The sequence below is a fragment of the Candidatus Accumulibacter phosphatis genome (genome assembly GCF_012939955.1).
Lineage (GTDB): Bacteria > Pseudomonadota > Gammaproteobacteria > Burkholderiales > Rhodocyclaceae > Accumulibacter > Accumulibacter delftensis.
In genome coordinates this window covers 58,680-70,655 of sequence record NZ_SPMY01000011.1, presented here as the reverse complement: position 1 = coordinate 70,655, position 11,976 = coordinate 58,680, and the positions used below count along the sequence as shown (strand labels likewise).

8 protein-coding genes and 1 pseudogene are annotated in these 11,976 nt (G+C 64.3%); all 9 read left to right on the top strand.

Features of this window, described 5'->3' with window-relative positions; genetic code table 11:
* Positions 1-143: 143 nt before the first annotated feature.
* Positions 144-512, top strand: coding sequence for a DUF3302 domain-containing protein (locus E4Q23_RS04195; RefSeq protein ID WP_169065465.1), 369 nt, complete (start codon positions 144-146; stop codon positions 510-512).
* Positions 513-527: 15 nt separating this feature from the next.
* Positions 528-1,682 carry an HlyD family secretion protein gene (locus E4Q23_RS04190; protein ID WP_169065464.1) on the top strand — a complete coding sequence of 385 codons (1,155 nt, stop codon included), beginning with the start codon at positions 528-530 and terminating at the stop codon, positions 1,680-1,682.
* Entirely contained in the window at positions 1,682-3,139 is a 1,458-nt protein-coding gene (locus tag E4Q23_RS04185) for an efflux transporter outer membrane subunit (RefSeq protein WP_169065463.1), read from the top strand. The genes E4Q23_RS04190 and E4Q23_RS04185 overlap by 1 nt, the downstream gene beginning before the upstream one ends.
* Before the next feature lie 14 nt (positions 3,140-3,153).
* Positions 3,154-5,910, top strand: coding sequence for an MGH1-like glycoside hydrolase domain-containing protein (locus E4Q23_RS04180; protein ID WP_248595233.1), 2,757 nt, complete (start codon positions 3,154-3,156; stop codon positions 5,908-5,910).
* Positions 5,907-7,454 (top strand): GMC oxidoreductase, encoded by a 1,548-nt coding sequence (locus E4Q23_RS04175; protein ID WP_169065462.1) that lies wholly within the window; start codon positions 5,907-5,909, stop codon positions 7,452-7,454. Before E4Q23_RS04180 ends, E4Q23_RS04175 begins: the two co-directional genes overlap by 4 nt.
* A gap of 12 nt (positions 7,455-7,466) precedes the next feature.
* Positions 7,467-8,672 (top strand): MFS transporter, encoded by a 1,206-nt coding sequence (locus E4Q23_RS04170; RefSeq protein ID WP_169065461.1) that lies wholly within the window; start codon positions 7,467-7,469, stop codon positions 8,670-8,672.
* Between the two features lie 66 nt (positions 8,673-8,738).
* Positions 8,739-9,507, top strand: a pseudogene (locus tag E4Q23_RS04165) (SDR family NAD(P)-dependent oxidoreductase).
* Between the two features lie 42 nt (positions 9,508-9,549).
* Positions 9,550-10,965, top strand: a complete 1,416-nt coding sequence (locus tag E4Q23_RS04160) for a cytochrome ubiquinol oxidase subunit I (protein ID WP_169065460.1) — start codon at positions 9,550-9,552, stop codon at positions 10,963-10,965.
* Positions 10,962-11,969 carry a cytochrome d ubiquinol oxidase subunit II gene (gene cydB / locus E4Q23_RS04155; RefSeq protein ID WP_169065459.1) on the top strand — a complete coding sequence of 336 codons (1,008 nt, stop codon included), beginning with the start codon at positions 10,962-10,964 and terminating at the stop codon, positions 11,967-11,969. The genes E4Q23_RS04160 and cydB overlap by 4 nt, the downstream gene beginning before the upstream one ends.
* The last annotated feature ends 7 nt before the right edge of the window (positions 11,970-11,976 follow it).

Below are 11,976 nucleotides of genomic sequence, written 5' to 3'. Positions count from 1 at the left end.
CGCGCCGGTGCTTAGCGTCGACGGTAGCGGTTGCGAGGGCTTTTTCGTGGCAAGATTCGCCCAGGCTTGCCGTGCAAGCCGCGTCTGCGACTGAGGAATGATGCCGCTGCGGATACGAACACAGCTCTTGGGAGGGATCAGGAATGCTTGGCTTCGAACTCGATTTCTGGGATTACGCGACTTTCGCCACTGCCCTTGCCGCCGGTGTAGCGGTGCTGATGATTTTTGTCTGGCTTGCCGGGTTGCCCGGCCGGATTGCTCTGGCGCGCAATCACCCCGAGGCGGAAGCGGTGAAGCTGATGGGCTGGGCGGGCCTCCTGCCGACGATCTACCCGTGGGTACAAGCCTTCATCTGGGCGTTCAAACCGACCGAGATCATCGACATCCGACGCTTCCCGCGCGAAGAGGCACGCGCCATCGACGAGGATATCGCCCGCCTTAGCGGCACGCCGGCCGCCGCGCCGGCCAGGGCAAGGACCGAGCCCCCACCCGCCAGCGGCGCGCCGAGCTGACGAGGAGCGATCCCCATGCTATTCGGTTTTGTGCTGCTGTTTGGCTACGCTCTCGTGGTGTGGCTGGTGTTCTTCAAGTTCAAGTGGATGAAGTTCAACATCGCCTGGGGGGTGGTGTCTGTCTCCGTTGGCCTGCATCTGTTGATCATCTTCATGCTCGGCCTGCGTTTCGTCGCCCCCTATGCCACCGAGGCGAAGCTCATCCAGCACACCATTCAGCTGGTCCCGCGGCTACCCGAACCGACGCTGGTGACCGCCGTGCTGGTCGCTCCGAACGTGCCGATCAAGAAGGGGCAGCCGCTGTTCCAGTTCGACCGTCGTCCCTATCAATACAAGGTCAATCAGCTCGAAGCATCCTTGGCCAAGGCCACGCAGAACGTGCTGGTGATGAAAAGCGACATCGAGATCAGCGTCGAGAAGGTCGTCAAGTTGCGTAGCGAGCTGAAGTACGCCAGATACCAGGAAAAACTCTCCATCAAGCTGGCCAGGCAGGGCGCCGGCCCCGAGGAAGACGCCCAGAAATGGAGCGCCCAGGCAGCGGCCCATGCGGCCGGTGTCAAGGAAGCGCAGGCCGAGGAGAAGCGCGCCTGGCTGCGCTATCGCTCCGAGATCAATGGCGTCAATACGACCGTCGCCGAGATCCAGGCCGACCTCGATCAGGCGCGCTACTATCTCGATAACACGCTGATGGTGGCGCCCGAGGATGGCTACATCATCAACCTGCAGGTACGTCCGGGCATGGTCGCCGGCGAGATTCGTTTCGGCGCCATCGCCTCTTTCATCTGCGATGCCGATCGCTACCTGCTGGCCAACTTCTTCCAGGAGAACCTCAAGTACGTGAAGCCAGGCCAGATCGTCGAGGCGGCGATTGATCTCTGTCCCGGGCAGATCTTCCGCGGCAAGGTTGCGGCCATCGGGCAGGGCAGTGGTGCCGGGCAGATGCTGCCGAGCGGTACGCTGCCGAATTTTTCCTACGTGCCGGTCGAAGTGCCACAGGGGCAGTTCGCGGTGGCCATTCACCTGGATGACGAGGATCAAGCGAAGTTTCCGATCGGTACCCAGGGCCGGGCGACGATCTACACCAACCCCGATAGCGGCTTCGTCGTGTTGCGCAAGATCGGCATCCGTGCCTACAGCTGGTTCAACTGGCTGTACCCCTTCAACGGCTGATGCGCGCGCCAATCATCCTCCTGCTCGGCGGGCTGTTTGGACTCGTCGCCCTGGCCGGCTGTGCCTTGCAGGCCCCCTTGACGCAATCCGAGGTCGTCGAGCAGGCGCTGCCGGCGACGACGCACATTCCCGCTGCCTGGCAGGCGGAGAGCACGGCCGGACCGGTTGCCGACGGCTGGCTGAAGTCCTTTCAGGATCCGCTGCTCGAGGCCATCGTTGCCGAGGCCATTGCCAATAACATCGACCTGCGCGTGGCCGCGGAGAGTGTGCGAGTCGCCGAGCAGCAGCTGCTGGTCGTCGGCGCGCAGCTGGCGCCGCAGATCGGTGGGCAGCTCGGCGCCAGGAGCATTCGCGACAAGGATCAGGACGACAGCTTCAACAGCACGCTGGCCTACGTCGGGGTGGCCTGGGAAGTCGACCTCTGGGGTCGGCTGCGCGCCCAACGCGCCGCGGCCGAGGCGGCGTTCGAAGTCAGTGCGCTCGATTATGCGCATGCCCGGCAATCGCTGGCGGCGCTGGTGGCGAAGACCTGGTACCTGGCGATCGAGACGCGGCAGCTGGTCGAACTCGGCGAGCAGACCGTGCAGGTCTTCGGGGAGCTGCTCAAGCTGGTGGAAATCAGACGTTCCACCGGCAAGGATTCCGACCTCGACGTGGTTGACGTGCGCGCCAAGCTCGAGACGGCACGGGGCGATCTCGAAGGATCTCGCCAGGCCGCCGGCGAAGTCCGCCGTGCCCTGGAGGTGCTGCTCGGCCGCTATCCGGCCGCCGAGCTGGCGGTAGCGTCGTCGTACCCAACGCTGCCGCCAGCCGCCGCTGCCGGGGCCCCCATCGCGCTGCTCGAACGCCGCCCGGACATCGTCGCCGCCGAGCGCGCCGTGCTCGCCGCTTTCCGTCAGCAGGAAGCCGCGCAACTGGCGCTGCTGCCTGATTTCTCCCTGTCACTGGCCGCTGGCCGACTCGGCGACAATCTGCTCTCGCTGCTGCGCCTCAATCCGTGGCTGGCCGCCGCCGGAATCGGGGTGTCGATCCCGATTTACGAAGGCGGCGCGCTGCGCGCAGAAATAGAGATCGCCAGCGCGCAGCAGGCGCAGGCGGTCGCCGCTTACGGCGCGCTCATGCTGACTGCCTTCCGCGAAGTCGAGAGCGGATTGGCCAACGAGCAGTTGCTGGCCAGGCGCATACCTTTTGAGGAACAAGCCGTGCTCAGCCGTAGCGCCGCCGTGCGCATTGCCACCATTCAGTATCGGGCAGGGCGCCGGGACCTGCTCTGGGTCGCGCAGCTGCAATCGGCGCAGTTCCAGGGTCAGGCGGTGGTCATCAAACTGCGTGCCATCCAGGGCGCCAACCGTGTCCGCCTGCATCTGGCGCTTGGCGACAGTTTCGACGCCACGCCGGGTGTGACGACGTCACCTGTGACACTCGCCGACGACCATGATCCCGACTCAGCCCACTGAAAGGCTTGCAGCCATTGTCCGCCGAAAAACAACGCCTCGCTGACGACAAGGCTGGCCGCGCTGACTGGCGCCGCTGGGGTCCCTATGTCTCCGAGCGGCAATGGGGCACCGTCCGCGAAGACTACAGCCCCGACGGTAACGCCTGGAACTACCTGCCGCACGAGCACGCCCGCAGTCGTGCCTATCGCTGGGGCGAGGACGGCATCGCCGGCTTCAGCGACGACCGGCAATTGCTCTGTCTCTCGCTGGCCCTGTGGAACGGCCGCGACCCGCTGCTCAAGGAACGCCTGTTCGGCCTGACCAACAGCGAGGGAAATCATGGCGAGGACGTCAAGGAGCTGTACTACTACCTCGACGCGACGCCGACACATTCCTTCCTGAAGATGCTCTACAAGTATCCGCAGGCTGCATTCCCTTACGCCCGGCTGCTGCAGGAGAACCAGCGGCGCGGCGCGGAGGAGGCCGAGTTCGAGTTGCTCGACACCGGCCTGTTCGACGATGATGCCTACTTCGACGTCTTCGTCGAATACGCGAAGGCGGCAGCCGATGACATCCTGATGTTGGTGACTGTGCACAATCGCGGCGCCGAGGCGGCGAAGCTGTCGCTGCTGCCGCAGCTGTGCTGCCGCAACACCTGGTCGTGGCAGGCGGGAATGCCGAAACCCATGCTCTCGGCCGTGGCTGGAGGCGTCAATATCGAGCATCCGGAGCTGGGCAGCTACCGCCTGGACTGCGATGGCGAGGGAGAGGGAGAGGGAGAGAGTGATTGCGCGCCCGGTCTGCTCTTTTGCGAGAACGAAACCAACGCCAGGCGTCACTTTGACCAGCCCGAGGCGACAGGCTTCTTCAAGGATGCCTTTCACGAGCTGGTCGTCGCCGGCAATACCGCGGCGGTGAATCCCGCTCAAAGCGGAACCAAGGCCGGCGCGCTTTACTCACTGAGCGTGCCCGCGGGCGGCAGCGTGCGGGTGCGGCTGCGACTGGCACCGAGCTCGACAGGCGGGAAAACCGCGCCGCCCTTCGCCGACTTTGACGCCATCTTCGCCCAACGACGAAACGAAGCCGATCAGTTCTACGCCGACTTGCAAGGCGAAATCGACAACGCCGACGAGCGTCTCGTGCAGCGCCAGGCCTTTGCCGGGATGATCTGGAGCAAGCAGTTTTTTCACTACGACGTGCACAAATGGCTGGACGGCGATGCCAGCCAGCCGCAGCCGTCGGCGGCGCGTAAACGCGGCCGCAACCACGACTGGAAGCATGTCGCCAGTGCCGAAGTCCTGTCGATGCCGGACAAGTGGGAGTATCCGTGGTTCGCCGCCTGGGACCTCGCTTTCCACTGCTTGCCGCTGGCGGTGATCGATGCCGAGTTCGCCAAGTCGCAGCTGGTCCTGTTGACCCGCGAGTGGTACATGCATCCCAACGGTCAGCTACCGGCCTACGAGTGGGAGTTCAGCGACGTCAATCCGCCGGTGCACGCCTGGGCGGCGTTTCGCGTCTTTCAAATCGATCGCCGGCAGCGACGTGAGGCTGAGCATGGCGATCCGTCCGACCCCGGCGACCTGGTGTTTCTCGAACGCGTTTTTCAAAAGCTGCTGCTCAACTTCACCTGGTGGGTCAACCGCAAGGACGAACAGGGACGCAATATCTTCCAGGGTGGCTTCCTTGGACTCGACAACATTGGCTGCTTCGACCGCAGCAAGCCCCTGCCAACCGGCGGCTTCATCAACCAGGCCGATGGCACCAGCTGGATGGCGATGTTCTGCCTCAACCTCTTGCGTATCGCCGCCGAGCTGGCGGTGCATAAGCACGTCTATGAAGACATCGCCAGCAAGTTCTTCGAGCACTTCCTGTCGATCGCCGGTGCCATCAACGGCGTTGGCGACGAGTCGTCCGGCCTCTGGGACGAGACCGACCAGTTTTACTACGACCACCTGTGTCTTCCCGATGGAAGCAACATTCCCTTGCGCGTACATTCCATCGTCGGCCTGATTCCGCTGTTTGCCGTGCAGCCCGCGGACATCGAACTGGTCGCGCAACTGCCCGAATTCTCGGCGCGCATGGAATGGTACCTCGAGCATCGTCCGGCGCTGGCTGCCCTGATCTCGAACTGGCGTGTCCCGGGCAGCGGCAATCGCGTGCTGCTTTCGCTGCTGCGCGGCCACCGTACCAAGGCCTTGCTGAGGCGCATGCTCGACGAGAGTGGTTTCCTGTCGCCCTACGGCGTGCGCGCGCTTTCGAAAATCCACGAGCGCGAACCTTTCCGCGTCGACGTTGGCGGCGCGAGCTATGAGGTTGACTACTGGCCGGGCGAGTCGAAAAGCGGTCTCTTCGGCGGCAACTCGAACTGGCGCGGGCCGGTCTGGATGCCGGTCAACTACCTGATCATCGAGTCGCTGCAGCAGTTTCACCACTACTACGGTGACGATTTCAAGGTCGAGTGTCCGACCGGGTCCGGCAGGTTTCTGAACCTCAAGGAGGTGGCGGATGAATTGAGCCGTCGCCTGAGCGGCCTCTTCCTGAAGGGCGAAGACGGCCAGCGGCCGGTGCTCAAGTCGCATCCCAAGCTGGCGAGCGACCCGCATTTTCGCGACTACCTTCTTTTTCACGAGTATTTTCACGGCGACGACGGTCGCGGCCTGGGCGCTTCACACCAGACTGGCTGGACGGGGCTGGTGGCGAAACTTCTTCAGCCCGGCAGCAGCCAGTTCGACTCACTGCCGGTCGCCCGGCCAGCAGCAAAGGCGGCGATGCCGAGCAAGGACCAGGAATGAGCAAAGACCATGCCTACGATGTGATCATCATCGGTAGCGGCGCAGGTGGCGGCACGCTGGCACTCAAACTCGCGCCAGCCGGCAAACGCATCCTGATTCTTGAACGGGGCGACTATCTGCCGCGCGAAAAACAGAACTGGGATGTAAACGAGGTCTTTGTCAGGAATCGCTACGTTTCCAGCGACACCTGGCATGATCGCGACGACAAGCCGTTCCAGCCGGGCGTCCATTATTTTGTCGGTGGCGCGACCAAGATGTATGGCGCGGCGCTGTTCCGCCTGCGCGAGCACGATTTCACCGCCCACCGCACGGCGGACGGCCTGACGCCCGATTGGCCGCTCGGCTACGCGGACTTCGAACCGTATTACACCCAGGCCGAGCAGCTTTATCAGGTGCACGGCCAGCGTGGCGACGATCCGACCGATCCGCCGGCCAGCGCACCTTATCCCTATCCGCCGGTCAGCCACGAGCCGCGCATCGCGGAAATCGCCGATGGCCTGCGCCGTGCCGGCTATCACCCCTCGTATGCGCCGAGCGCGATCCTGCTCGACGAGGCCGATCGGCCGAACAGCCGCTGCATCCGTTGTGATTCCTGCGATGGCTACCCCTGCCTGGTGCACGCCAAGGCCGACGCCGAAGTCATCGCCGTTCGTCCCGCCCTGCAATATCCGAACGTGACACTGCTCACCGGCGCGCATGTCCACCGACTGGAGACCAGTGCCAGCGGCCGCGAGGTCAGCAAGGTCGTCGTTGACCGCGACGGCCGGCGCGAGGAATTCACTGCCGGAGTGGTCGTCGTTTCCTGTGGCGCAGCCAACTCGGCGCGGCTATTGTTGATGTCGGCCGACGCGAAACATCCGCGTGGTCTGGCCAACGGCTCGGACATGGTCGGCCGCCATTACATGTTCCACAACGCCATTGCCCTGGTCGCGCTCTCCCGACGCGAAAACAACACCGAGTTTCAGAAAACGCTGACCATCAACGATTTCTACCTTGGCGCAAGCGATTACGAGTTTCCGCTCGGCAACATCCAGATGCTCGGCAAGTCCAAGGGGCCGATGTTCAGGGAAGACGCACCGAGTTTTGCACCGGGTTTCACGCTCGATCAGATGGCCAGGCACGCGGTGGATTTCTGGCTGACCAGCGAAGACCTGGGCCTGCCGCAGAACCGTGTGACCTTGAATGCGCAGGGCGCGATCAAGCTGCACTACGAGTTCACCAACCTCGAGCCACTCGATCGCCTGCGCCATAAACTGCAGTCGATGCTCGAACACATGGACATGCACTCGCACCTGATTCCGAACAATCTCTACTTCGGGAAACACATTCCGATCGCCGGTGTCGCCCATCAGGCGGGCACCTGCCGCTTCGGCAGCGATCCCGCCAACTCGGTCCTCGACGTGAACTGCAAGGCACACGAAGTCGATAACCTCTATGTCGTGGACACCAGCTTCTTTCCCAGCATCGGCGCGGTCAACCCCTCGCTGACGGCAATCGCCAACGCCCTGCGCGTCGGCGACCACCTGCTCGAACGTCTGCGCTGAGCGGTGGTGGCGATGGCCCAACGTAGCGAGATCGCTGCCGTCTATGTGGCCGGCGTCGTGCAGGGTGTGGCGCTGGTCACCTTCCCGGCGGCCAGCGCGGTGTTCACCGGGGCTGACGAGTTTGGTTACGGCCTCTCGAGTACCGAGTACGGGGGCATGTTCGTGCCGCAGGCGATCACCGCCATTACCGCCTCGCTGCTCGGCGCCGGCCTGGCGCGTCGGCTCGGCGCGAAGCGCATCTACCTGCTCGGCCTGCTCGCCAATCTGCTGGCCATGGCGCTGCTGATCGTCAGCAGCCTGCTCATGCGCCAGCATGCGCTGGCCTATGGGTTGCTGCTGGTCGCCACAGCGTCTCTGGGAGTTGGCTTCGGGTTTACCGTGCCGACGCTGAATACTTTTGCCGCGGCCTTTTTCCCGCAGCGGGTGGACCGGGCGGTGCTCGCACTGAACGCCCTGCTCGGGCTGGGCACCGCGCTGGCGCCGCTTTTCGTGGCGCTGTTCGTCGGCCTGGGAATCTGGTGGGGACTGCCGGTGCTCGTGGCAGTGGCGATCGTCGGGCTGCTGCTCTTCAGCCGGCGCCTGCCCTTGAACGAAGGCGCGCCGGCGACCGTCCACGGCGGGGCGGAAGGGCGAAACAGCTTGCCGGCGCGCTTCTGGCTGTTCGCCGCCTTCGCGCTGGTGTACGGCGTTTGCGAAACGATCAATGGCAACTGGGCGTCGCTGTACATGACTCGCGAGCTTGGTGCCAGTGCGACCATGGCCTCGCTTGCGCTGACCGTCTTTTGGGGTGCGGTGACGGCCGGACGGATTCTCTTCGCGGTCATCGAGAAGTTCTTTCCACCGCAGCGAAGCTGCCAAATCCTGCCGTGGGTCGTCGCTGGCGCTCTGCTCGGCGCCGCCTTGCTGCCGAAGGGCGGTCCGGCGCTCGGTATTGCGACTTTCGCGCTCGCCGGCTTCGGCTGCTCGGCGCTGCTGCCACTGGCAATCAGCTTCGCCCAGCAGCAACTGCCGAGCATCGCCGCTTCGGTGGCCGGCGGGCTGATCGCTTTCTACCAGATCGGTTACGGTATCGCCGCATTCGGCGTCGGACCGCTGCAAAGCCGGGCCGGCCTCGACCTGAACGTCATTTTCGGCGCGACGACGGTAGTCGCACTGAGCATGGCGGTGCTGGCCGTTCTCGTCGTCCGCGGCCCGCAAGCTACGCCGACCGGGCCCTGAAATGTCGCGCGCGCGGCTGCGCGAGCTTGTGCCAACAATAATCACCCTCAGAAAAGGAAGACGAGCATGAACCTGAAAGGAAAAGTCGCCATAGTCACGGGCGGCAACAGCGGCATCGGCCTGGCCATTGTTCTCGAACTGGCCCGCCAGGGCGCCAACATCGTCATCGATTACGTGGTCCATCCCGAGACTGCCGAAGCGCTGGAACAGCAGGTCCGCGCCCTTGGCGACCAGGCCATCGGCGTGCATGCCGACGTCAGCCAGGTGGCCGAGCTGGAAACGCTGATTGCCGCCGCCGTCGACGCCTTCGGTCGCGTGGACATCATGGTCAACAACGCCGGCGTGGAAACGCGCTCGTCGATCCTCGACACCACCGAGGAGCAATACGAAAAAAGTGCTTTCAATCAATCTGAAGAGCGCTTTCTTCGGCACCCAGCTCGCCGCACGCCAGATGATCAAGCAGGGCGGTGGTGGCCGGATCATCAACATCACCTCGGTGCATGAAGACTGGCCGATGCCCGGCAACACAGCCTATTGCCTGTCCAAGGGCGGCATGCGCATGCTGACGCGCACCGCCGGCGTCGAACTCGCGCCGCACGGGATCCTGGTCGTCGGCGTCGGTCCGGGCGCCATTGCCACGCCGATCAATACGGCCACCATGAACGATCCCGCGCTGCTCAAGAAACTCGACGATGCCATCCCCCTCGGGCGCATGGCGCAGCCGTCCGAGATCGGCAGCGTCGTCGCTTTCCTGGCTGGCGACGGCGCCAGTTACGTCACCGCGACCACCATTTTTGCCGACGGCGGCATCATGCAGGGTAGCCCCGGCCTCTAGCGGGGAGTGGACAATCGGCACTAGCGAATAGAGAAATATGCAATGGAACTCGACCCCGTCATCCTGTCGCGCATCCAGTTCGCGTTCGTCATCAGCTTCCACATCATCTTCCCGGCCTTCACCATCGGCCTGGCGGCGTGGTTGGCGACCATCGAAGGCGCGCGGCTATTCACCGGCAACGCCCTGTACCGGCGCGTCTTCGACTTCTGGATCAAGGTCTTCGCCGTTTCCTTCGGCATGGGCGTGGTCACCGGCATCGTCATGGCCTTCCAGTTCGGCACCAACTGGAGCGTGCTGGCGGCGAAGACCGGCTCGATCCAGGGGCCGCTGCTCGGCTACGAGGCGTTCACCGCCTTCATGCTCGAAGCCACTTTCTTCGGCGTCATGCTGCTCGGCCGCGAACGGGTGTCGCCGCGTTTCTATTTCTTCGCCTGCTGCATGGTCTCGCTGGGCACCATGTTCTCCTCGTTCTGGATCCTGGCCAACAACAGCTGGATGCAGGTGCCGCTGGGCCACGAAATCGTCGACGGCAAGATCGTCCCCGCCGACTGGATGCAGATCGTCCTCGGCCCGGTGCAGATGGTGCGCTGGCCGCACATGCTGCTGGCCGCTTTCCTGACCAGTGCCATGTGCGTGGCCGCCACCGGTGCGTGGTACACCTTGCGCGGCGTGCACCGCGACGAAGGCCGGGTCATGCTGCACTGGGGCCTCGGTCTGGTGGCGGTGCTGATTCCGGTGCAACTGTTCTTCGGCCACCTGACCGGGCTGTACGTGCTGAAGCATCAGCCAGCCAAGTTCGCGGCCATCGAAGCGCGCTGGAAGAACGAGCAGCCGGCCAGCGAGGTGCTGATCGCCTGGCCCGACGAGGCCAATGAGCGCAACCTGTTCGCGATCACCGTCCCCAAGCTCGGCAGCATGATCGCCTCGGGCAACTGGACATCGGCCGAGGTCGGGCTCGAATCCTTCCCGAAAGAGGATCGACCGCCGGTAGTGATTCCGTTCTTCGCCTTTCGCATCATGGTCGGCATGGGGCTGCTGATGCTGGCGGTGTCGTGGTTCGGCAACTTCCTGCGCTGGCGTGGGCAGCTCGAGACGCAGCGCTGGTTCCTGTGGTGCACCTACCTGTCGTTTCCGACCGGTTTCGTTGCCGTTCTCACCGGCTGGTACACCGCCGAAGTCGGCCGCCAGCCCTGGGTAGTCTATGGCTTGCTGCGCACCAGGGACGCGGTCACCCCGTCGCTGACCACCGGCGACGTGGCCTTCTCGCTGGCCGGCTACGTGCTGGTCTATGCGGTGGTTTACAGTTTCGGCCTGTACTACATCTATAGTCTGCTGCGCGATGGCCCAGGCCCTGACGCAACGCCCGTAGCTGTTCGCGGCGCCACCGGCAGCCGGCCGCTGGCCTTTGCCGGCCATGCCGACACTGCCACCGGCCGAGCCGGGAGACAACAGCCATGAGCGAGCTGCAAGCCAGCGATCTGGCGTTGTTCTGGGCCGGCGTGATCGCCCTGGCGATCATGGTCTATGTGATTCTCGACGGTTTCGACCTGGGCGTCGGCATTCTCTTCGGCACGACCACCGACGAAGCCAAGCGCGTGTCAATGATGAACACCATTGCGCCGTTCTGGGACGGCAACGAGACCTGGCTGGTGATCGTCGGCGCCGGGCTTTTTGCCACCTTCCCGACGGTCTATGCGGTGTTCCTGAGCGCCTTCTACATCCCGGTGTTGCTGCTCCTGTTCGGTCTGATCTTCCGCGGCGTGGCCTTCGAATTCCGTTACCGCAGCCAGCGCCTGCGCTGGCTGTGGGACGGAGGTTTCTTCATCGGCTCGATCGTCGTCGCCTTCGTGCAGGGCGCGGCCGTCGGTGCGATGATGCGCGGCATCCGCGTCGTCGACGGCCAGTACGCCGGCGGCTCCTTCGACTGGCTGCACCCGTTCGCGGTGCTCACCGGCATCGGCCTGGTGTTCGGCTATGCACTGCTCGGCGCCGGCTGGATCGTCCTGAAGAGCGACGGTGCGCTGCGCGACTGGGCCTATGCGCGCATCGGCTGGCTGCTGGTGATTGTCTTCGCGATCATCGCCGCGGCCTTTGCCACGGTGCTGAGTGTCGATACCGGCGCGGTGGCGCAGGGCCATCTGGCTGGCCGCGCCTGGGGCTGGGTTTTTCCGCTGCTCGGCGTGGTCGCCCTGCTGGGCGCGGCATGGGCTGCGCGTGCACGGCGCGATGCCTGGCCGCTTGCCTGCACGGCATTGTTTTTCGTGAGCGCCTTCCTGACCCTGGGGGTGATGTTCTGGCCGTACATGGTGCCCTATGCCATCACCGTGGCCAATGCTGCTGCACCGGAGGCCTCGCTGCAGTTCCTGTTCTACGGCGGCGTGGTGGTGCTGCCGGTGATCGCCATCTACACCATCGGCGTGTACTGGGTATTTCGCGGCAAGGTGAGTGGCGGCTACGGTTGAGCGGGCA

Excerpts from the sequence above, each read along its gene's own strand:
- cydB (WP_169065459.1), top strand. The coding sequence starts at position 10,962 with ATGAGCGAGCTGCAAGCCAGCGATCTGGCGTTGTTCTGGGCCGGCGTG.
- E4Q23_RS04195 (WP_169065465.1), top strand. The coding sequence starts at position 144 with ATGCTTGGCTTCGAACTCGATTTCTGGGATTACGCGACTTTCGCCACT.
- E4Q23_RS04170 (WP_169065461.1), top strand. The coding sequence starts at position 7,467 with ATGGCCCAACGTAGCGAGATCGCTGCCGTCTATGTGGCCGGCGTCGTG.
- E4Q23_RS04185 (WP_169065463.1), top strand. The coding sequence starts at position 1,682 with ATGCGCGCGCCAATCATCCTCCTGCTCGGCGGGCTGTTTGGACTCGTC.
- E4Q23_RS04160 (WP_169065460.1), top strand. The coding sequence starts at position 9,550 with ATGGAACTCGACCCCGTCATCCTGTCGCGCATCCAGTTCGCGTTCGTC.
- E4Q23_RS04175 (WP_169065462.1), top strand. The coding sequence starts at position 5,907 with ATGAGCAAAGACCATGCCTACGATGTGATCATCATCGGTAGCGGCGCA.
- E4Q23_RS04190 (WP_169065464.1), top strand. The coding sequence starts at position 528 with ATGCTATTCGGTTTTGTGCTGCTGTTTGGCTACGCTCTCGTGGTGTGG.